Consider the following 19,361-nt stretch of genomic DNA (forward strand, 5'->3'; position numbering starts at 1 on the left):
GGGCCGCGGATCTGGCTTTGCCAGTCCGCAGGCGCCGTCCCCCTGGGGGGAGAGGCGGCTACACGAAGTGAGTCCGCAACAGGGGGGAGCCATCACATCTTGAAGTGCTCACCAAGGTAGACCCGGCGCACGTCAGCATTGTTCACAATTTCAGAAGGGGTTCCCATGGCCAGCACATGGCCGTCGCTGATGATGTAGGCGTGGTCGCAGATGCCCAGCGTTTCGCGCACATTGTGGTCGGTGATCAGCACGCCAATGCCGCGCGACTTGAGAAAACCGATGATGCGCTGGATCTCGATCACCGCGATCGGGTCAATGCCGGCAAACGGCTCGTCGAGCAGGATGAAGCGCGGTTGCGTGGCCAGTGCGCGGGCGATCTCGACGCGGCGACGCTCGCCGCCGGACAACGCCGGTGCCGGCGAGTCGCGCAGGTGGTCGACCCGCAGATCCTGCAGCAGACCGTCCAGGCGCTTGTTGAGCACCTCGGCAACCAGCGGTTTGCCGGCGTCATCGGTCTGCAGTTCCAGCACGGCGCGCACATTCTGCTCGACGGTGAGTTTGCGGAAAATCGAGGCTTCCTGCGGCAGATAACTCAGGCCCAGGCGCGAGCGTTTGTGGATCGGCATGTGCTCGATCGAATCGCCGTCGATGGTGATCTCGCCAGCGTCGGCACGCACCAGCCCGACGATCATGTAAAACGAAGTTGTCTTGCCGGCCCCGTTGGGACCGAGCAGACCCACCACTTCACCTTTTTTCACCGCGAGGGAAACATCCCTGACGACCTGGCGGCTTCCGTACGATTTCTGCAGGCCGGTGGCAACCAGGCGACTGACGGGAGCGGTTTCCGGGGACACATCCATGGGGGTTTGCTTACTTCTTGTCATTGCCCAGCGTGGTGCTGGGTCGCAGGGAGGGAGAAGGCCCGGCGGGCGCGGGCGTTGCGGGGGCACCGGCCCCGGAGACCGTGTTGCGCGGGGCCAGCAGGGCGCGGACGCGCCCGGTCGGGTTGCCCGGGGTCTTGGTTTGCGCGCCGGCATCCACCGTGAAGACATCGGTCGGGTTGTCGTAAACAATCAGCTCGCCGGTGGTTTCGTCGGCCAGGGTCGCGCCCACGTAACGGCGCAACACGGCGCGCCGGATGAACTTGACGGTGTCGGCGCGGCTGTCGTATTCGATTCTTTCGCCTTCACCCTCGATGTATTCGTCGACGCCATCACGCTTTTTGCGGTAGTAGGCCAGCTTGTCGGGCCCCGCAATCACGATCGCGGTCTGGTAGCCCTCGGGGTCCTGCTGGACATCCACGCGGGCACCACGAACAATGATGGTCCCCTTGGTGATGACCACGTTGCCGGTGAAAACACTGGTTTGTTTGAGGTCGTCGTAACGCAGCGCGTCGGCCTCGGCGTTCATGGGCTTGTCGCGGTCGGCCTTTTCAGCCGCAACCGGAAAAGCCGCCAGGGCGGCGGCCAGCATCAGTACACAGGCGGGTTTATTCATAAAGGCACGAATCTTGCTGCTTTGGTGGGATTGACCCATTGTAGCGACGCAACTCCAGGGAATCCGCCCCGCCCCTAAAAAAGCTCCCATTCGGGGTAGCGCTCGACAGCCACCGAGGGACATGCCTCGGCCCAGGACGAACGGGATGGGAAGCAACAAACGCGGGTCTGCTTCTTTCCCACCAGCCGGGGCCGCGGAACCGGCTCTGCCGGGCCGCAGGCGCAGCGCCCCCAGGGGGCAGGGCGCTATACGCAGTGAGCAACCGTGGGGGCTACCCCTTCCTGACTTGGGCAATCAGGTAGTCGGTGACCAGCAGCGCGCGCGCCATGGTCTGTGCCATCGACCCGGAAGTGAAATAGCGACCGGCCACGCCCAGCGCGGGAACGCCGTCGATCTTGTAGGCATCCTGCAGCTGGGTCGCCTTGCGCGCCTTGGTCGCCACAGAAAACGAGTTGTAGGTCTCGAGAAACTTCGCCTTGTTGATGCCCTGCTTTTCAACCCAGGCCGCAATCAGGTCCGGCGTATTGAGCATCTGTTTTTCGACATGGATGGCGTAAAACACCTTTTTGTGCAGTTCGTCGACCTTGTTCATGGCCTCGAGCACGTAGTAAAGGCGCTGCTGCGGCTCGAAATCGGGGCGGAAAGCGATCGGCACGCGGCGGACGGCCACGTCTTTCGGCGTTTTCTTCATCCACTCGTCCAGTGCCGGCTCAAAACTGTTGCAGTGCGGGCAGCTGTACCAGAAAAACTCCACCACCTCGACCTTGCCTGCTGGCGCCTCGACCGGGGCCGGTTTGTCCAGGACCAGAAAGTCGGTACCTGCGCGCGGCGCCAGCGCCTGGGCCAGTGCCGGGGTACTCAGGGCGCCCAGCGAGGCGGCAGCCGCCACCGAAGCGGTGGCTATCGAAAATTCACGTCGTTGCATCAGTTTTTTCTCCGTTGGTTCTGGCGAGGTGCGAGAAGGTTGGATACCCTGGCGGCAGAAAGTTCAGCGCTGGACGCGAACCAGGGCGGTTTCGATGCCGCTGCCGTCAAGCCGTTCCTTGGCCTTGTCGGCATCGTCCTTCCTGTCGAAAGGCCCGAGGCGCACCCGGTAGACGGTGCGGCCGGACTGCTCACGCTCGGTCACCCTGGCTTCCAGACCCATCAGCGAAATCTTGGCGCGCTGCTGCTCGGCGTCTTCGGGGGTGCGAAAAGCACCGACTTGCACAAAATAATTGAAAGGGTCAGCCCCCGGGGTTGCGGCGGGCGCGGCCAGCCTGGCCTTGGCCAGGTCCCCAATCGGGTCGGCGGCGGGTTTTGCAGTCTTGGCGGCCGGCTCGGCCGGCGCGACAGGCGCCGCCGCCGGCTTCTGCGGGGTGACGTCGGTCACCGGCCCGCCCGAAGCCGCCGACGGCTTGGCGGGGTTTTTGCCATACAGGGGAGCATTGGGATCCCAGTCGCGGTTCTTCTTGGCTTCGGCAGCGTCATGGTCGGGGCTGCGCGACTGGCCCTTGTTCATGAAGGGCACAGGCACCTTGGTGATGTAGACCGCCACCGCCAGGGCAGCCGCGAGGCCGATCAGCGCACCAATAATGAGCCCCAGCAGGGTCCCGCCTCTTTGTGTGTTCATGCCTTGGCCGGGTTGCTTGATGAAAGGGTTACGCGTCATGGTGTCAGGCTCTGGTTTACATCTTCTGCGGGGCGTCAACGCCCAGCACCTTGAGGCCATTGTGCAACACCTGAGCGGTCGCGGCGACAAGAGCCAGGCGGGCCAGCTTGACCACTTCATCGTCGACCAGAATACGCTCGGCATCGTAGTAGCTGTGGTAGCTGGCCGCGAGCTCGCGCAGGTAAAAGGCCACGTCATGCGGTGCAAAGCCGGTGGCGGCATTGGCCAGCATGTCGGGGTACTTGGCCATCAGCAGCATCAGGGCCTGCGCCTGCGGGCTGTCGAGTGCTGACAGGTCCATGCCCCTGAGCGTGGCGACATCGCCGCCCCAGGCCGCCAGCACGGAGCAGATGCGGGCGTGCGCGTATTGCACGTAATACACCGGGTTTTCGTTGTTCTTGGCCAGGGCCAGATCGATGTCAAACACATATTCGGTGTCGGGCTTGCGGCTGAGCAGGAAAAAGCGCACCGCGTCCTTGCTGGTCCACTCGATCAGGTCGCGCAAGGTGACATAACTGCCGGCACGTTTGGAAATTTTCACTTCCTCGCCGTGGCGCATCACACGCACCATGGTGTGCAGCACGTAGTCCGGATAACCGGGAGGAATACCGGCGCCGGCGGCCTGCAGGCCGGCACGCACGCGGGCGATGGTGCCGTGGTGGTCCATGCCCTGGATGTTGATGGCGCGCGTAAAACCGCGCTCCCACTTGGCCAGGTGGTAGGCCACGTCGGGCACGAAGTAGGTGTAGCTGCCGTCGCTTTTTTTCATCACGCGGTCTTTGTCGTCACCGTAGTCGGTGGACTTCAGCCAGAGCGCGCCGTCCTGCTCGTAGGTTTTTCCGGCTTCCTTCAGCCTGGCCACGGTCGCCTCGACCCGGCCCGAGCTGTACAGGCTGGACTCGAGGTAGTAGTTGTCGAAGCCGACGGCAAAGGCCTTGAGGTCCAGGTCCTGCTCGTGGCGCAGGTAGGCCACGGCGAACTGGCGGATCGCGTCCAGGTCCTCGATGTCGCCCGAAGCGGTGAACTCACGGTCGTCGGAACGCACCGTCTTTTTAGCGATGAAATCACGGGCGATGTCGTCGATGTAGTCGCCGTTGTAAGCCGGCTCGGGCCAGAGTGCATCGCCGGGCTTGAGGCCCTTGGCGCGTGCCTGCGTGCTGGTGGCCAGCGTGTGGATCTGCACACCGGCATCGTTGTAATAGAACTCGCGGTACACGTCCCAGCCCTGGGTCGCAAACAGGTTGCAGATCGCGTCGCCCAGCGCCGCCTGCCGGCCATGGCCCACGTGCAGCGGCCCGGTCGGGTTGGCCGAGACAAACTCGACCACCACGCGGCGCGCCTTGTCCACCGGCTTGACGCCGAACTGCCCGGCCGCGGTCAGCACCTCGCGCACGGTTTCCTGCTTGGCCGCCGGCTTGAGGCGGAAGTTGATGAAGCCCGGCCCGGCGATTTCCACCGTATCGACCCAGCGCTGGTAAGCCGGCGCCGCCAGCAGGGACTCACGCAGGTTCTCGGCGAGCTGGCGCGGGTTGAGCTTGAGGGGTTTGGCCAGCTGCATGGCTGCGGTGGAGGCGAAGTCGCCGTGGGCGGCGACCTTGGGCGACTCGAAAGCAGCCTTCTGGCCGGCACCGGGGGACAGCTTGTCCAGCTCAGCGGCCAGGACCGCGAGCAATTCTTGTTTGACTAGGAGCATGGACTGATTTTAAGGGCGCGCGCCATCGTTGCCGCATTCGTCCCGAGTCGTGGCAAAATGTGGTTTCATTCAAGAGAGTGTTTGCGTTCCGACGCAGGCCGCCGAAGGCGCAATCTCCCATGATCGCTCAGGCTCCCGTATTGAATGAAACATGCCGAATCTGGAGAGAGTCGCCGCGCAACGCGGTGACCACCGAAGGAGCAAAACCTGCCCAGCGCCGAATGCGCTGCAGGTTGAATCTCTCAGGTACCAAGGACAGTGGGAGCGGCACCTTGACGGGTGTTTGCTGCCGCCTTGAAATGCTATCTATTTCATAGCTGCTCGCGCACACCCGGCAAGGGCTTGCGACCTTTTTTCCTTGGATCTTTCATGAAAGTCACTGTTTTGGGTGCCGGCGTCACCGGTATTGCTTCGGCCTGGTTTCTGCGACAGGCCGGCCACGATGTCACCGTCATCGACCGCCAGCCCGGCGCCGGGCTGGAAACCAGTTTTGCCAACGGCGGCCAGGTCTCGGTCAGCCATGCCGAACCCTGGGCCAACCCCGGCGCACCGTTGAAGGTATTGAAGTGGTTGATGCGTGAAGACGCGCCGCTGCTGTTTCGCCTGCGCCCTGACCTGAACCAATGGTTATGGGGACTGGACTTCCTGCGCCAGTGCACACCGGGCCGCACCCGGCACAACATCAAACAGATGGTGAACCTGGGCCTGTACAGCCGCGCCACGCTGCAGCAGCTGCGGGCCGCCACCGGCATCGACTACCAGCAGAAAACCGAAGGCATCCTGCACTTCTACACCAGTGAGAAAGAGTATGCCGATGCGCAGGCGCCCGCCGCGCTGATGCGCGAATACGGCTGCGAGCTGGACATGAAGACGCCGGACGAATGCGTGGCCATCGAACCCGCGCTGGCCGCCAGCCGCGGCCAGCTGGTGGGCGGCAGCATGACGTCCAGCGACGAGTCGGGCGATGCCCACCTGTTCACGGCCAGACTGGCGGCCCTGTGCGCCTCGGCCGGGGTGGAGTTTCTGTACAACACCCGCATCGTCGGCGCGCGCAGGGAAGGCGACGCCCTGCTCGGTGTCCAGATCGCCAATGCCGACGGCATGGTGAGTGAGGTCCCATCCGACGCCTATGTGATGTGCCTGGGCGCGTACAGCCCGCAGTGGGCGCGGCTGCTCGGGCAGACGCTGCGCATCTATCCGGCCAAGGGTTATTCGGTCACCTTGCCGGTGATCAATGAAGCCGCGTCGTTCAACGTTTCACTGACCGACGACGAGTACAAGCTGGTGTTTTCGCGCCTGGGCAACCGGCTGCGGATCGCCGGCACGGCCGAGCTGGGCGGTTACAACACCGACCTGAACCTGGTGCGCTGCGAAGCGATTGTGCGGCGTGTGCGCCAGCTGTTTCCGGACATGACAGACGGGAAAAATGCGCAGTACTGGACCGGGCTGCGGCCGGCCACGCCGTCCAACGTGCCCTACATCGGCGCCTCGAACACCCGCAACCTGTTCCTCAATACCGGACACGGCACCCTGGGCTGGACCCATGCCTGTGGCTCGGGTGCGGCGATTGCCGACATCGTCAGCGGACGGGAACCCGAGGTGGACTTTGCCTTCACAGGCCTGGCGCAGCCGCGCAGGCGGGTGTCGCTGGGCAGGCCAGCGGCCGTGCGGACCTGAGAGGGCGCTTAACCGAAACCGCGCGCCAGAAACACCGCGGCCAGCGGGATCAGCGGCAGCAGATGGGCCTGCACCATCACCAGCTTGCGCGCCTGCGTGACCTGGCTCGCGTCGGGCAGGCGGCCGGTGGCGCGCAACTCCCGGCGCCAGCGGGCAAACAGCCGCGTGGGCTGGATGGACAGCAGTGCAATGACGACGAACAGGCCCAGCTTGACGTAGAGCAGCGGGTTGCTGCCGTACCAGCCCGCACCCTTGACGCCCAGGAACACGCGCAGCAAGCCCGTCAGCAAGACGGCACCCGCCGACACGGCGTAGATCAGGTCGATCTTGCCCAGACGCTCGACCACGGCGGCATTGAGCCACTCGCTGCGGCACAGGGCGGCCTCGCTGGCAAGAAAGACCACCATGGTCAGGATGGCCAGGATGTGGGCGTAGGCGAGCAGGGCTTCAAGGGTCATGGGTTCTCGCGGTGCTTTCAGGGGTGCGCTGTGCGCTGGCCGGTCCAGAACGCGGGCTCGCCGTAATTGTGCTTGAGGAAGTCTATCCACAGCCGCACGCGCAGCGGCAGGTGCTTGCGCTGCGGAAACACCGCGTAAATCCCGTTGGGCGGCGCGTCAAAGTCCTGCAGCACCGCTACCAGTTTGCCGGCGGCAATTTCGGCCTCGACTTCCCAGGTGCTGCGCCAGGCAATGCCGTAGCCGGCCATGCACCAGTCGTGCAGCACCTGGCCGTCGGAGCAGTCGAGCGGGCCACCCGGTTTGAGATGAATGACCTCGTAGTCGCCCTCACCTGCCGCGTCCGCCAGCGCAGCTTCCTGGGGTCGCCCCGGGGCGTTGCGGGGAATGCGAAAGGCCCAGCCCCGCGTCTGCGACGCGTCGCTGGACAGCGTCAGGCAGTCAAATTTTGCGAGTTCGGTGGGGTGCTGCGGTGTGCCGTGGCGCTGCAGATAGCCCGGCGTGGCCACACACAGGCGCCGGTTGTCGGCCATGCGCACGCTGACCAGCGAGGAATCGGGCAGGTCACCGACACGCACCGCACAGTCAAAGCCCTCGCCCGCCAGATCGACCACGCGGTCGCTGAGGTTCAGCGAAATCGTGACGTCGGCATGTGATTGGCGAAACAGCGGCACCAGCGGCGCGACATGGCGGCGCCCGAACCCGGCCGGCGCGGTGATGCGCAAATGACCGCTGGCCTTGACCCCGCCAGCCGACACGCTGGCCTCGGCATTGGCCACGTCGATCAGCAGACGCTGGCAGTCTTCCAGAAAGGCGCTGCCCTCGTGGGTCAGCGAGATTCGCCGCGTGGTGCGTACCAGCAGCTTTACGCCCAGCCGTTCTTCCAGCGCATCCAGCCGGCGCCCCATGATGGCCGGCGCCACGCCCTCGGCGTTGGCCGCCGCCGTCAGGCTGCCGCGCGTGGCCACCGAGACGAAGGACTCCATCTGTTTGAGTTTGCTCATGGCCGGCGATTATGGGCACAAAAGGTGGAAATGGGGCGCGGAAGGTCTTTATTGCGTCGCCGGCCGCGCCTGCAACGGTCAGCCGGCAACAATCTTCCCGGCCTCCAGGGCCTCGATGTCCGCTTCGCCATAACCGAGCTCCCGCAGCACTTGCTGCGTATGTTCACCCAGCCGGGGCGGGTTCAGGCGCACACCGGGGCGCTCGCCACCCAGGGTCAGGGGGAGCAGCGGCACGTGGGTCTCGCGCCCGTCGGGGAGCCGCAAGGGCGCCAGGCCGCCGGTCTGCTGCAGATGCGGGTCCTCAAACAAGTCTTCCGGCCGTGTGATGGGCGCAAACGGCAGGCCGTGTTGCTCGAAGAGCGCGCTGAGTTCGGCCGCGCTTCGCGGCGCCAGCCGTTCGCGCAGCTGCGGCAGCAGCCACTCGCGTGCCCGCACGCGGTCGTTGTTGCTGTCCAGCCGGCGATCGGCGCGCAGGTCGGCAAAACCGAAGGCATCACAAAACAGCTGCCACTGGGTGTCGCTGACCACAGCCAGAAAAATCTGCGCGCCGTCCCGCACGGTAAACACGTCGTAAATGCCCCAGGCCGAGATGCGGCCCGGCATGGGCGCAGCCGGCTGCCCGGTCACGGCAAACTGCATCATGTGCTGGGCCACCAGGAACACATTGTTTTCAAACAGGGCCGCCTGCACCTCCTGGCCCTTGCCGGTTTTCGCGCGCGCGGCCAGCGCAGCCATGGCGCCGATGGCACCAAACATGCCGCCCATGATGTCGTTGACGCTGGTGCCGGCGCGCAGCGGGTCGCCGGGCCGGCCCGTCATGTAGGCCAGGCCGCCCATCATCTGCACCACCTCGTCGAGTGCGGTGCGGTGGTCATAGGGGCCCGGCAGAAAACCCTTGTGGCTGACGTAAATCAGGCCCTGGTTCAGTTTCGACAGGCTGGCGTAGTCCAGCCCCAGCTTCTGCATGGTGCCGGGCTTGAAGTTCTCGCTGACGATGTCGGCGCTCGCCACCAGCCTGAGCGCAATCTCCCGGCCCTGGGGTGTCTGCAGGTCCAGGGCGATGCTTTTCTTGTTGCGGTTGAAAAGCGCAAAAAATCCAGCGCCCGAGCCCAGCAGGCGGCGCGTGTTGTCGCCGCCCAGAGGCTCGACCTTGATGACCTCCGCGCCCAGGTCAGCCAGCACCATGCCGCAGGTGGGGCCCATCACCATGTGGGTGAATTCGATCACGCGCAGGCCTGCCAGCGGCAGGGGCGCGGCGGGGCTGGAAACCGTTGGGGGCGGCGAAGAGGGCTCGGACACGGTGGAATCCTTGGAAAAACGGTGGTTGGCCGACCACTCGGCTCATGACCTCCAAATTATGCGGCGCGGGCTGGATGCGAGCATTACATCCAAATATGTCATGGATAAATCGCTTTTCAATCGATTAATCTTTGTCAAAGTATCAAATACAGTCTAGCCATGGAAAAACCCAAAACCGGGCACGTGTCGCCACGGGCTGTTCTTTTTGATGCTTACGGCACGCTGTTCGACGTGTACAGCGTGGGCCTGCTGGCCGAGCAGCTGTTTCCGGGCCAGGGGCAGGCGCTGGGCGTGCTCTGGCGCGACAAGCAGATTGAATACACCCGGCTGGTCACCACCAGCAATGGCGGTGCGCACTACCGGCCGTTCTGGGAGCTGACACGCGCCGGCCTGCGTTACGCGTGCAAACGCCTGGGCCTGGACCTGACGGCCGACCGCGAAGAGCGGCTGATGAACCAGTACCGGCATCTGTCGGCCTTTCCGGAAAACCGCGAGGTGCTGCAGGCTTTGAAAAAACGCGGCATCGTCACCGGCATTCTGTCCAACGGCGACCCGTCGATGCTGGAGGTAGCCGTCAAGTCCGCCGGGCTTGGCGACCTGCTCGACCATGTGCTCAGTGTCGACGGCATCCGCAAATACAAGACCCACCCCGAGGCCTATGCGCTCGGGCCGCAGGCCACGGGGCTGCCCGCGGCGCAGATTGCCTTTGTCAGCTGCAACAGCTGGGACGCACTGGCCGCGACCTGGTACGGCTACCAGACACTCTGGGTCAACCGATATGCCCTGCCCTTCGAGGAGCTGGGCACACAGCCGTCGCGCACCGGCAGCAATCTGCGCGACGTGCTGGGTTTCTTCCCGGCGGGATAATCCGTTTCACTGTTTCGACCTTCCTTTTTTTGCTTTCCTTCCCTTTCCTTCTTTTTTGCCCTTTTTTGAGGTTCCCCCATGACGACAACCACTCCACGCACATCGCTCCACGGCCTGCAGGTGGCCACGGTTCTGCAACGCTTTGTCGATGACCAGGTCCTGCCCGGCACCGGCGTGGACAGCGCCACCTTCTGGAAAGGTTTTGACGCCATCGTGGCGGACCTGGCCCCGAAAAACATCGCCCTGCTGGCTGAGCGCGACCGCCTGCAGACCGAGATGGACCGCTGGCACAAAGCCAACCCCGGCCCGATTGCCGACATGAAGGCCTACCGCGCCTTTCTGGAGAAAACCGGCTACCTCGTGCCCTCGCCAAAAAACGTCACCATCACCACCGCCAACGTGGACGCCGAACTCGCCAAGCAGGCCGGCCCGCAACTGGTGGTGCCCATCCTGAACGCGCGTTATGCGCTGAATGCGGCCAATGCGCGCTGGGGCTCGCTGTACGACGCGCTGTACGGCACCGACGTGCTGTCCGAAGACAACGGCGCTGAAAAGGGCAAGAGCTACAACCCGGTGCGCGGCGCCAAAGTCATTGAGTACGCGCGGTATGTACTGGACCGCACCGCGCCGCTGGTCAAGGGCTCGCACATCGATTCGACCGGCTACGCGGTCAAGGGCGGCAAGCTGGTCGTCACGCTGCAGGGCGGCAAAAACACCACGCTGGCCGATGCGAGCCAGTTCATGGGTTACCAGGGCAAGGCTTCGGCACCGTCATCAGTGCTGTTGCAGCACAACGGCCTGCACATCGACATCCGCATCGACCGCAGCACGCCCATCGGCAAAAGTGATGCGGCCGGTGTCAGCGACCTGGTGGTGGAAGCAGCGCTGTCCACCATCCTCGACCTGGAAGATTCGGTGGCCGTGGTCGATGCCGACGACAAGGTGCTGGCCTACAGCAACTGGCTGGGTATTTTGCAGGGCACGCTGACCGAAAGCGTCACCAAGGACGGCAAGACCTTCACCCGCGGCCTGAACCCGGACCGCGAGTACACCTCGCCCAAAGGCAGCAAGGGCAAACCGGTCACCCTGCACGGCCGCTCGCTGATGTTTGTGCGCAATGTCGGCCACCTGATGACCAACCCGGCCATTCTCTACACCGCTGCCGATGGCTCGACGAAAGAAATTCCCGAGGGCATTCTGGACGCCGTCGTCACCACGACGATCGCGATTCATGACCTCAAGCGCAAGGGCAAAAAAGGCATCAGGAACTCACGCAAGGGCTCGGTCTACATCGTCAAGCCCAAGATGCACGGCCCGGCCGAAGTCGCCTTTGCCGCCGAGCTGTTCAGCCGGGTCGAAAAAATGCTGGGCCTGCCCGACAGCACCGTCAAGCTCGGCATCATGGATGAAGAGCGCCGCACCAGCGTCAACCTGAAAGCCTGCATCGCCGCGGCCAGAAGCCGCGTCGCCTTCATCAACACCGGTTTCCTGGACCGCACCGGCGACGAGATGCACACCGCCATGCACGCCGGCCCCATGATCCGCAAGGGCGACATGAAAAGCAGCGCCTGGATCGCGGCTTACGAAAAGAACAACGTGCTGGTCGGCCTGTCCTGCGGCCTGCGCGGCAAGGCACAGATCGGCAAGGGCATGTGGGCGATGCCCGACCTGATGAAAGCCATGATGGAGCAGAAAATCGCCCACCCCAAAGCCGGCGCCAACACCGCCTGGGTGCCCAGCCCGACCGGCGCGACGCTGCATGCACTGCACTACCACCAGGTCAAGGTCAGCAAGGTGCAGAAAGACCTGGAAAAGATCGACGCCAACAAGGAGCGCCCTGCCCTGCTGAACGGCCTGCTGCAGGTGCCCGTCACGGCCACACCCGACTGGAGCGCCGAGGCGAAACAGCAGGAACTCGACAACAACGCCCAGGGCATCCTCGGTTATGTGGTGCGCTGGATCGACCAGGGCGTGGGCTGCTCCAAGGTGCCCGACATCCACAACGTCGGCCTGATGGAAGACCGCGCCACCCTGCGCATCTCCAGCCAGCACATGGCCAACTGGCTGCTGCATGGCGTGGTGACAAAAGCGCAGGTGAAGGAGACCTTTGAACGCATGGCCGCCGTGGTGGACAAACAGAACGCCGGCGACCCGCTGTACCAACCCATGGCCGGCCACTTTGACACTTCCGCGGCCTACAAGGCGGCCTGCGACCTGGTGTTCAAGGGCCTGGAGCAGCCGAGCGGCTACACCGAGCCGCTGCTGCATGCCTGGCGCCTGAAGGTCAAGGCCGGCAGCGCCTGATTTACTTCTAAATTCATAGCTGCTTCCGCCCACCCCATGAGGGCTGAAGCCGGATTTGATGCATGATTTTCCCTCTACGGCGCCTTCTGGCGCCGTTTTTGTTTTTCCGCGCAGAGGGCCGCAACCGTCCGGCCAACGCCCTCCCGCCGCCATGGCACGATGCGGCGGCGCCGATGGCGGCGGGGAAAACGGAGCCTGCTGCAGGAAACTCAAGCTCGGCTGGGCCGGCTGTGTTCCCTGGGGTCAGGCCTCGGGACGCGTGAAGATTGCCCCTTGAATCCAGTGGAGTATTTCGCGCGTACTCCCTCCAGGCGGACACCACGCTGACGCGCTGTGGCGGATCACACAGACCAACAACCTTCAACAGGAGTCTCACTATGAAAAAACTACTCATTGCAGCCGGCGTTGCCGTTTTGCTCAGCGCTTGTGCCGGTGGCATGTCCGGCAGCCAGATGTCCGGCAGCCCGTCGGTCATGGTCGGCGGCGCCGCCATGTTCCCGACCAAGGACATCATTGACAACGCCGTCAACTCCAAGGACCACACCACCCTGGTGGCCGCGGTCAAGGCTGCGGGTCTGGTTGACACGCTCAAGAGCCCCGGCCCGTTCACCGTGTTTGCACCGACCAATGCCGCGTTTGACGCTCTGCCCGCCGGCACCGTGGCCACGTTGCTCAAGCCCGAGAACAAGGCCCTGCTGACAAAAATCCTGACGGCCCACGTGGTGCCCGGCAAACTCGACGCCGCCGCCCTGAGCCAGCGCGTGATGGCCGGCAATGGCCGGGCCACCCTGACCACCGCCAGCGGCGACAGCCTGGTGGTCACGGCCAGCGGCTCCAATGTGATGGTCACCGACGAAAAAGGCGGCACGGCGATGGTCAGCATTGCCAACGTCTACCAGTCCAACGGCGTGATCCACGTGGTCAACAAGGTGCTGGTGCCCAACTGATCCCCACTTGAGCCAACCCGTGTGGTGCCGCTGCCAGACTGGCAACGCCGCCCCGGGCCAAGCGACAACAAAGCCACAACAAACTGCAACGGTTTGTTGTGGCTTTGTCCCTTCGGGCCGCGCAAAGGACACCCCGCGCGCGCCTCCAGCCACGCGGCAGCACCCGCCCCAGCCCTTCGGATTTGCTATGCAAAAGATAGCTGCAGGTGCCTGTTGCTGTTGGGCTCGCGCCCTATTCATCCAGACCATTCCGTTGCAGGGGCCAGGCGCGCAGAAAGCCGTCGCCGGGCAATGCGTTCGGTGGTGGCCGCCTGAGTGGAATGTAAGCAGCGTCTCTTTGCTGTGCGACAGGTTAGAAATCGTTACAAGATACTTCGCGATTTTCGGCAGCAGCCCCCCAGTTCAGCCCACACTGCGGGGTCGGGTCGAGCCGGTATTTTTTCCCAAACGATTGACTTGACACCTATCCCGTCCACTCCTCTGCATTTTCGCTGTTAGCCCCATCGCCCTTCACCATGGCATCGCAAGCCGACGTTTTATCCCGCTGTCTGCAGGAGGCCGCCCAGGCCGCCAGGCCGGCGCTTGAACGTTGTATCGACCACGCGGTGGCGGCGCTGCAGGTGGCAGAGACGCAAAGCCTGAAAGTCTCCGAGCGCGATGACCTCGCACGGGCCTGGCGCGAACTGCTGCGTCACCGCGACGGCTGGTGTGCGCAGTACCCGGGGCTGCTGATGGCCGCCTTCAGCCAGCCCGCAAAACCTGCTGTGCAGCCGGTCGCGGCGCGCACGGCCCTGCCTTCGCTGGCGGGCGCCGACATGTTCTCGCTGGTCGACGACACCCAGGTCGAGGAGGGCATCGAGTCCTCACGGCTGCTGCAGCAGGTCGCGCCCGTGGTCGAGCAGGCGCTGGCCGAGCTCGACGGCCTGATGAGTGCGGCGCAGGGCCTGGTCAACGTGCGCGCCGAGGCCAACCCGGTTCGGCCGGAAGTCTACACGCAGACCTTGCGCACCCTGCTGCTGGGCGCGCCGGTCGCGCCCACGACCAGCGCGCTGTGGATCAAACACCTTGGCGAGCCCCTGGGGCGCGAACTCAAACGTATCTATGAGCGGCTGATCAATGTGATGGAACTGGCCCAGGTGCGGGCCGCCAGCTACCGGGTGCTGCAGAACCCCGTCAGCGCCGGCAAAAAACCGGGCAGCGGCTCAGCAGGCGGCGAGCCGGGCGCCCAGGGCGGCCCGGTCGGCATCGGCTACGCCTCGGACGAACCCTTCACGCCGGTGCCGTCGCACTACGCCGACCTGTCCAACCATGAAGTCAAGGACGCGCTGTTTCAGGACTTCCTGCTTCGCGGCAGCAGCAACGCCGACCACGGCCTGGCGCCGGCCTACTACGCCACCATTGAAGAAGAACTGATCGCGCTCAAGGGCACGCCCGACTCGGCGCAGGCGGCGCTGCACGCCGAGCCTGGCGCCGGCGCCGGCGCTGACTCTGAGGATCACAGCTACCACGGCACGCGCAGCGACCCGCGGCGGCCGGCCCTGCCGGCGCAGGACGCCGAAGAAGGGCCCGGCCACCCGTCGCGCATTGTGGACGTGCTCAGCCAGCTCAGCTCGCAGGTCTGGGGTGTCTACGGCCGCGCCCGCGAACGGGCGCTGGTGCGCACGCAGCTGAAGAAAGACGCCACCCGCGTCGGCCAGGTGCTGGGCATGGAGGTGGTGAAGAAACTGGTCAACCAGGTCGCGCAGGACCCACGCCTGCTGGTGCCGGTGCGCGAGGCGATTGTGGCGCTGGAGCCTTCGCTGCTGCGCCTGGCCATGGTGGACTCGCGCTTTTTCAGCGAGGAAGGTCACCCCGCACGCCGCCTGATGGAGCGCGTGGCGCAGCGCAGTTTCAAGTACAACGACGAGCGCAGCCCGGCGTTCGACGTTTTTTTCCATTCACTGACCGAGGCCTTCAACGGGCTCAACGCCCTGGAGATCGAGGACGCCCGGCCTTTTGACGCCGCCCTGGGCGAGTTGCAGGCACTGTGGGACGAGCAGGACCGGCACGAGAAAAATGTGCGCGGCAACATGCGCCAGACCATGCAGTTTGCCGAAGAGCGGCAGGCACAGGCCGACCAGATTGCCCTGGACATGAGCCTGCGCGCCGACCTGGACCATGTGCCCGGCGTGGTGCTGGACTTCCTGTTCGGCCCCTGGGCGCTGGTGATGGCGCACGCCCGGCTCACCGACACCGCGCACCAGATCGACCCCCAGGGTTACGGATCACTGGTCACCGACCTGCTGTGGAGCGTCAAGCGCCAGGCCACGCTCAGGCGGCCGGGCAAACTCATCGCCATGATTCCCGGCCTGCTGGCCAAGCTGCAGGCCGGCCTGACATCGCTGGGGCTGGAGCCGGGCGAGACCGAGGCTTTTTTCAACGCCATGGAAAGGCTGCACCGCCCGGTGCTCAAACTGCGGCGCGTGCGCAGCCGGCGCGACGCCGTCGAATCGGACAATGCCCCGCTGGAAGTGGCCACGGTCGAAACCGACCTCTCCGACCTGAGCGACCTCCTGCCCGCCACGCCCGAACAGCGCAAGGCCAAGGCCGCCGGCCAGCCCTGGCTGGCGCAGGGGGAGCTGGACAGGGCCGGTTTTGAAGACACCCTGCCGTCCGGACCCGCGGCGCTGGACGCCACGCCGCAGGAGGCCGCACCGGTGGGCGAAGCGCCCGCCTGCGGCGCTGATGACACGCCGCCAGACAACGCCGGGGAAGATGTCCGTCAGCCCGAAGACATCCTGATGGGCCTGCGCGAAGGCAGCTGGGTCGATCTTTATTCACGGCGCCACTGGTTGCGCGCGCAGCTGATCTGGGCCAGCACCCGCGGCACACTCTTCATGTTCGTCAGCCACGGCGGCCAGCCGCACTCCATGACCAAACGCAGCTGCGTGCGCCTGATCACGCAGGGTCTGCTGCGTCCGGTCGAGACGCACGACGTGGTGGCCCACGCGCTGGACCACCTCGTCAATCGGGCCGCACCGCAGGACCCGCAGGGCAGCACCGCCCCCGAGTCCGGGCGGCAGACGCCATCCGGACACCACACCGGGTCGCTACAACTTCAATAGCGTCTTGCGCCCACCGTTGGCGGGCTACAGCCGATGTCATCACGAATTTTGATGGCGGCAACGGCACGCCCGTTTCCCGGCACCATAATGTCCTGTGTCATGCTTCTTGCCTGGCAGAGGACCCTCTTGTTCAAATTTCTGCTTCGACTCACCGCCAGGGAACGCACGCGCCGCAGCAACCGGCAGTTTGGCGGCATCCTGGCTTTTGTGGCGGGCGCCATCAATGCCGGCGGCTTTCTGGCGGTGCAGCGCTACACCTCGCACATGACGGGCATCGTCTCGGCCATCGCCGATGACCTGGTGGTGGGCAGCATCGGCCTGGCGCTGGCCGGCCTGGTCAGCCTGGCCGCGTTTATCGGCGGGGCCATCACCACCACCTTACTCATCAGCTGGGCCAGGCGCCAGGAACTGCGCAGCAAGTACGCGCTGGCCCTGTTGCTGGAGGCCCTGCTGCTGCTGCTGTTCGGTCTGGTGGGCGCCAACCTGAAGTCTTTTGCCACCCTGCTGGTGCCGACGGCGGTGCTGCTGCTGTGTTTCATCATGGGCCTGCAAAACGCCATCATCACCAAGATCTCGCACGCCGAGATCCGCACCACCCACATGACCGGGGTCATCACCGACCTGGGCATCGAGCTGGGCCGGCTGATCTACTGGAACCAGTCGAAGAAGGCCAACAGCATCCAGTTTGTCGAGGCCAACACCGACAAGCTGTTCATCCATGCCACCCTGCTGGGGCTGTTTTTCTCCGGCGGCATTTTTGGCGCCGTCGCCTTCAAGGCCCTGGGCTTCAGCGCCACGCTGCCGATCGCCCTGCTGCTGGTGGCCATGGCCTTGCCCGCCGTCGTGCTGGACCTGCGCAAGCTCGCGAGGTCGCCGTGACACTGGCACCCGGCGATTTTCAGTCGCTGCAGTACACCGTGCCCTTTGTGCGGGAAGACGGCGCATCCAGGTCGCTGCATTTCACGCTGGGCGAACTGCAAAGCCGCATGCTTTTGCACCAGCCCTGGCGGCTGGACGTGGACTACACCCGAACCATGATGGGTTTTTTGCTGTTCCAGCCCGCGCCGGCCCACATCGGCATGATCGGCCTGGGCGGCGGCTCGCTGGCCAAGTTCTGCTACCGGCAGTTGCCGGCCTCGCGCATGACGGTGCTCGAGATCAACCCGCATGTGATCGCCCTGCGACGCGAGTTCCAGATTCCCGACGACGACGCGCGGTTTGCGGTGATCGCCGCCGACGGCGCACGCTACCTGCAGACCGCAGCGCCGGTCTTCGATGTGTTGCTGGTCGACGGCTTTGACCAGGACGGCCAGCCCGCAGCGCTGTGTTCGCAGCGTTTTTATGACGACTGCTTCGCCGCCCTGGGCGAGCGCGGCGTGCTGGTGGTCAACCTGCACCACGACCACCCCGACTACCCGCTGCTGGCCGACCGTATCCACCGCAGTTTCAGCGGCAACGCGGTCGAAGTCATGTCCGCCGAAAAAAGCAACGCGATTGTGTTTGCCTGCCGCGGCCCGGCGATTTCACCGCGCAAGCTGAACCTGGCCAGAAGCCTGGCCGGGCTGGACGACGCGGCGCGTCTGCAGCTCAAAGCCGAGCTCGCGCGCATCGCCTGGGAAATGAAGGACCTCGCCGGGGATGTCTAGGAGCCATACGGTTCATTGGAGCGTCGCCACCCGGTTGCCCTGCGCTTGTCGAAGGCTCGCACACTGCACACTGCAAACTGCAAACTGCAAACTGCAAACTGCAAACTGCAAACCGCGAACAAGCTGCGCCCCTTCGACAGTCTCAGGGCAGGCCAGGCTCAGCCCGAACGGTCAAGTCAGCATTCCTGGGCCAAGCGGGGCCAGGCCGCCCACGGTATCGCGCGCCCCTGTCCGACGCCAGCACACCCGCCGCCCGGCCACACTGGACGTTTTCCGACAAACATGGAAGACAAGAATGAGCCCGAAAACCAATTTTTCCTTTGAGCTGCACTACCCGGCGCTTGCCGGCGTGCCGGAGGCCCAACGCACGCAGCTGATGGCCTCGCTGGGCCCGACCTTGCAGGCGCTGTTTGCCGCTGGCGACAGCGCGGCCACGGTGGTCGTCAGCGACAGCCACAAGGGCAGCGGCCACAAGATCGTCGAGCTGGTGACCACCTTGCCGGACATGGAAATTGCCGCCATCCTGAAGGCGTTTTCCGAACAACACGGGCTGTCCGTGCAGGCGCTCGAATAAGAGGCTGTGGTTCGCAAGACGCTACTGAATCAGGAGCTGCTGGCGCCCGCCGCTCTTGGGCTGGGACCGTTTTTTGATCAGAACGGGCGTTGGGACGGGTGCTGCTCCGGCTCCTGACCCGCCCCGTCACGGACGGCAGTCACCACCAGATGGATGAAATGCAGCTTGGCCACAACTTCGCGTGGCAGCACAAAGGGGTAAAAATCGGGCTGACCCATGGCGCGCGACATTTCGTTGAGCAGCGTGGTCAGCCGCGTCCACTGGTTCAGGAAGTCCAGGAACACCTGTGCCTCGGGGTAGTCCGGCTGGTACAAGGCATCCAGTGTAAAAGGCGTGAATTCCAGCTGGGCGCTTTCGGCCGACAGGCCAAAACTCAGGGCCGTATCGACGGTGTCGCGCATGTGCAGGTAATGGGCCCAGCACTCGGCCCAGTCTTCCCACGGGTGCACGCTGGCGTAGGCGCTCACGTAGTGCAGGGCCCAGTCCGGCCGCGGCCCCTGCTCGTAGTTGGTCTGCAGGCTGGCCAGGTAGTCCTGGCTTTCATCGCCGAACAGCTCGCGGAAACCCTGCTGCCACGGTGTGCCCGCGACCAGGCGGTCCCAGTAGTAGTGGCCGACCTCGTGGCGGAAGTGGCCCAGCAAGG

17 protein-coding genes and 2 riboswitches are annotated in these 19,361 nt (G+C 64.8%); of the genes, 8 read left to right on the forward strand and 9 right to left on the reverse strand.

What is annotated here, in order from left to right; genetic code table 11:
• Nucleotides 1-92 precede the first annotated feature (92 nt).
• The 5 genes from lptB to argS all read right to left on the reverse strand — a co-directional run bounded on the left by lptB (nt 93) and on the right by argS (nt 4,841).
• Nucleotides 93-860 (reverse strand): LPS export ABC transporter ATP-binding protein, encoded by a 768-nt coding sequence (gene lptB, locus PSV33_RS05225; RefSeq protein WP_300559572.1) that lies wholly within the window; start codon nt 858-860, stop codon nt 93-95.
• A 10-nt stretch (nt 861-870) separates the two neighbouring features.
• The gene (gene lptA, locus PSV33_RS05230; RefSeq protein ID WP_300559575.1) at nt 871-1,497 is read right to left on the reverse strand and encodes a lipopolysaccharide transport periplasmic protein LptA; all 627 of its coding nucleotides are present in this window, start codon (nt 1,495-1,497) and stop codon (nt 871-873) included.
• 271 nt (nt 1,498-1,768) lie between these two features.
• Nucleotides 1,769-2,422 carry a thiol:disulfide interchange protein DsbA/DsbL gene (locus PSV33_RS05235; protein WP_300559578.1) on the reverse strand — a complete coding sequence of 218 codons (654 nt, stop codon included), beginning with the start codon at nt 2,420-2,422 and terminating at the stop codon, nt 1,769-1,771.
• Nucleotides 2,423-2,485: 63 nt separating this feature from the next.
• Nucleotides 2,486-3,109, reverse strand: a complete 624-nt coding sequence (locus PSV33_RS05240; RefSeq protein ID WP_300559581.1) for an SPOR domain-containing protein — start codon at nt 3,107-3,109, stop codon at nt 2,486-2,488.
• Nucleotides 3,110-3,164: 55 nt separating this feature from the next.
• On the reverse strand, nt 3,165-4,841 hold the full coding sequence (argS, locus tag PSV33_RS05245; protein ID WP_300559583.1) for an arginine--tRNA ligase: 1,677 nt from the start codon (nt 4,839-4,841) through the stop codon (nt 3,165-3,167).
• A gap of 60 nt (nt 4,842-4,901) precedes the next feature.
• Nucleotides 4,902-4,994, forward strand: a riboswitch (glycine riboswitch).
• A 7-nt stretch (nt 4,995-5,001) separates the two neighbouring features.
• Nucleotides 5,002-5,100: riboswitch (glycine riboswitch) on the forward strand.
• 110 nt (nt 5,101-5,210) lie between these two features.
• On the opposite strand from argS, the gene PSV33_RS05250 reads away from it, so the two are divergent.
• Nucleotides 5,211-6,518, forward strand: a complete 1,308-nt coding sequence (locus PSV33_RS05250; RefSeq protein ID WP_300559586.1) for a D-amino acid dehydrogenase — start codon at nt 5,211-5,213, stop codon at nt 6,516-6,518.
• Between the two features lie 8 nt (nt 6,519-6,526).
• Here PSV33_RS05250 and PSV33_RS05255 read toward each other — a convergent pair whose 3' ends face one another.
• The 3 genes from PSV33_RS05255 to PSV33_RS05265 all read right to left on the reverse strand — a co-directional run bounded on the left by PSV33_RS05255 (nt 6,527) and on the right by PSV33_RS05265 (nt 9,276).
• Nucleotides 6,527-6,976 carry a DUF2214 family protein gene (locus PSV33_RS05255; RefSeq protein ID WP_300559588.1) on the reverse strand — a complete coding sequence of 150 codons (450 nt, stop codon included), beginning with the start codon at nt 6,974-6,976 and terminating at the stop codon, nt 6,527-6,529.
• 17 nt (nt 6,977-6,993) lie between these two features.
• Nucleotides 6,994-7,977 (reverse strand): LysR family transcriptional regulator, encoded by a 984-nt coding sequence (locus PSV33_RS05260; protein ID WP_300559591.1) that lies wholly within the window; start codon nt 7,975-7,977, stop codon nt 6,994-6,996.
• Nucleotides 7,978-8,055: 78 nt separating this feature from the next.
• Nucleotides 8,056-9,276 carry a CaiB/BaiF CoA-transferase family protein gene (locus tag PSV33_RS05265; RefSeq protein WP_300559594.1) on the reverse strand — a complete coding sequence of 407 codons (1,221 nt, stop codon included), beginning with the start codon at nt 9,274-9,276 and terminating at the stop codon, nt 8,056-8,058.
• Nucleotides 9,277-9,435: 159 nt separating this feature from the next.
• Here PSV33_RS05265 and PSV33_RS05270 point away from each other — a divergent pair, with 159 nt between their 5' ends.
• The 7 genes from PSV33_RS05270 to PSV33_RS05300 all read left to right on the forward strand — a co-directional run bounded on the left by PSV33_RS05270 (nt 9,436) and on the right by PSV33_RS05300 (nt 18,718).
• Complete coding sequence (locus tag PSV33_RS05270; RefSeq protein WP_300559597.1) at nt 9,436-10,143, forward strand: haloacid dehalogenase type II; 708 nt, start codon at nt 9,436-9,438, stop codon at nt 10,141-10,143.
• Between the two features lie 78 nt (nt 10,144-10,221).
• Nucleotides 10,222-12,447 (forward strand): malate synthase G, encoded by a 2,226-nt coding sequence (locus tag PSV33_RS05275; RefSeq protein ID WP_300559598.1) that lies wholly within the window; start codon nt 10,222-10,224, stop codon nt 12,445-12,447.
• Between the two features lie 377 nt (nt 12,448-12,824).
• The gene (locus PSV33_RS05280) at nt 12,825-13,394 is read left to right on the forward strand and encodes a fasciclin domain-containing protein (RefSeq protein ID WP_300559600.1); all 570 of its coding nucleotides are present in this window, start codon (nt 12,825-12,827) and stop codon (nt 13,392-13,394) included.
• Between the two features lie 515 nt (nt 13,395-13,909).
• Complete coding sequence (locus PSV33_RS05285; RefSeq protein ID WP_300559602.1) at nt 13,910-16,498, forward strand: DUF1631 family protein; 2,589 nt, start codon at nt 13,910-13,912, stop codon at nt 16,496-16,498.
• A gap of 126 nt (nt 16,499-16,624) precedes the next feature.
• A complete protein-coding gene (locus tag PSV33_RS05290) occupies nt 16,625-17,377 on the forward strand; it encodes a YoaK family protein (RefSeq protein ID WP_300559604.1) in 753 nt (250 codons plus the stop codon).
• Complete coding sequence (locus tag PSV33_RS05295; RefSeq protein WP_300559605.1) at nt 17,374-18,144, forward strand: transferase; 771 nt, start codon at nt 17,374-17,376, stop codon at nt 18,142-18,144. The genes PSV33_RS05290 and PSV33_RS05295 overlap by 4 nt, the downstream gene beginning before the upstream one ends.
• A 295-nt stretch (nt 18,145-18,439) precedes the next feature.
• On the forward strand, nt 18,440-18,718 hold the full coding sequence (locus tag PSV33_RS05300) for a hypothetical protein (protein WP_300559606.1): 279 nt from the start codon (nt 18,440-18,442) through the stop codon (nt 18,716-18,718).
• Between the two features lie 77 nt (nt 18,719-18,795).
• Here PSV33_RS05300 and PSV33_RS05305 read toward each other — a convergent pair.
• On the reverse strand, nt 18,796-19,361 hold a 566-nt coding region (locus tag PSV33_RS05305), incomplete at its 5' end, for a putative zinc-binding metallopeptidase (protein ID WP_300559608.1).

It is taken from the genome of Polaromonas sp. (assembly GCF_029945895.1).
In the GTDB taxonomy this organism is placed as follows: domain Bacteria; phylum Pseudomonadota; class Gammaproteobacteria; order Burkholderiales; family Burkholderiaceae_C; genus Polaromonas.

Coding starts and splice junctions, on each gene's coding strand:
- PSV33_RS05280 (WP_300559600.1), top strand. CDS start 12,825: ATGAAAAAACTACTCATTGCAGCCGGCGTTGCCGTTTTGCTCAGCGCT.
- PSV33_RS05275 (WP_300559598.1), top strand. CDS start 10,222: ATGACGACAACCACTCCACGCACATCGCTCCACGGCCTGCAGGTGGCC.
- PSV33_RS05260 (WP_300559591.1), bottom strand. CDS start 7,977: ATGAGCAAACTCAAACAGATGGAGTCCTTCGTCTCGGTGGCCACGCGC.
- argS (WP_300559583.1), bottom strand. CDS start 4,841: ATGCTCCTAGTCAAACAAGAATTGCTCGCGGTCCTGGCCGCTGAGCTG.
- PSV33_RS05250 (WP_300559586.1), top strand. CDS start 5,211: ATGAAAGTCACTGTTTTGGGTGCCGGCGTCACCGGTATTGCTTCGGCC.
- PSV33_RS05255 (WP_300559588.1), bottom strand. CDS start 6,976: ATGACCCTTGAAGCCCTGCTCGCCTACGCCCACATCCTGGCCATCCTG.
- PSV33_RS05240 (WP_300559581.1), bottom strand. CDS start 3,109: ATGAACACACAAAGAGGCGGGACCCTGCTGGGGCTCATTATTGGTGCG.
- PSV33_RS05300 (WP_300559606.1), top strand. CDS start 18,440: ATGAGCCCGAAAACCAATTTTTCCTTTGAGCTGCACTACCCGGCGCTT.
- PSV33_RS05235 (WP_300559578.1), bottom strand. CDS start 2,422: ATGCAACGACGTGAATTTTCGATAGCCACCGCTTCGGTGGCGGCTGCC.
- PSV33_RS05285 (WP_300559602.1), top strand. CDS start 13,910: ATGGCATCGCAAGCCGACGTTTTATCCCGCTGTCTGCAGGAGGCCGCC.
- lptB (WP_300559572.1), bottom strand. CDS start 860: ATGGATGTGTCCCCGGAAACCGCTCCCGTCAGTCGCCTGGTTGCCACC.
- lptA (WP_300559575.1), bottom strand. CDS start 1,497: ATGAATAAACCCGCCTGTGTACTGATGCTGGCCGCCGCCCTGGCGGCT.
- PSV33_RS05270 (WP_300559597.1), top strand. CDS start 9,436: ATGGAAAAACCCAAAACCGGGCACGTGTCGCCACGGGCTGTTCTTTTT.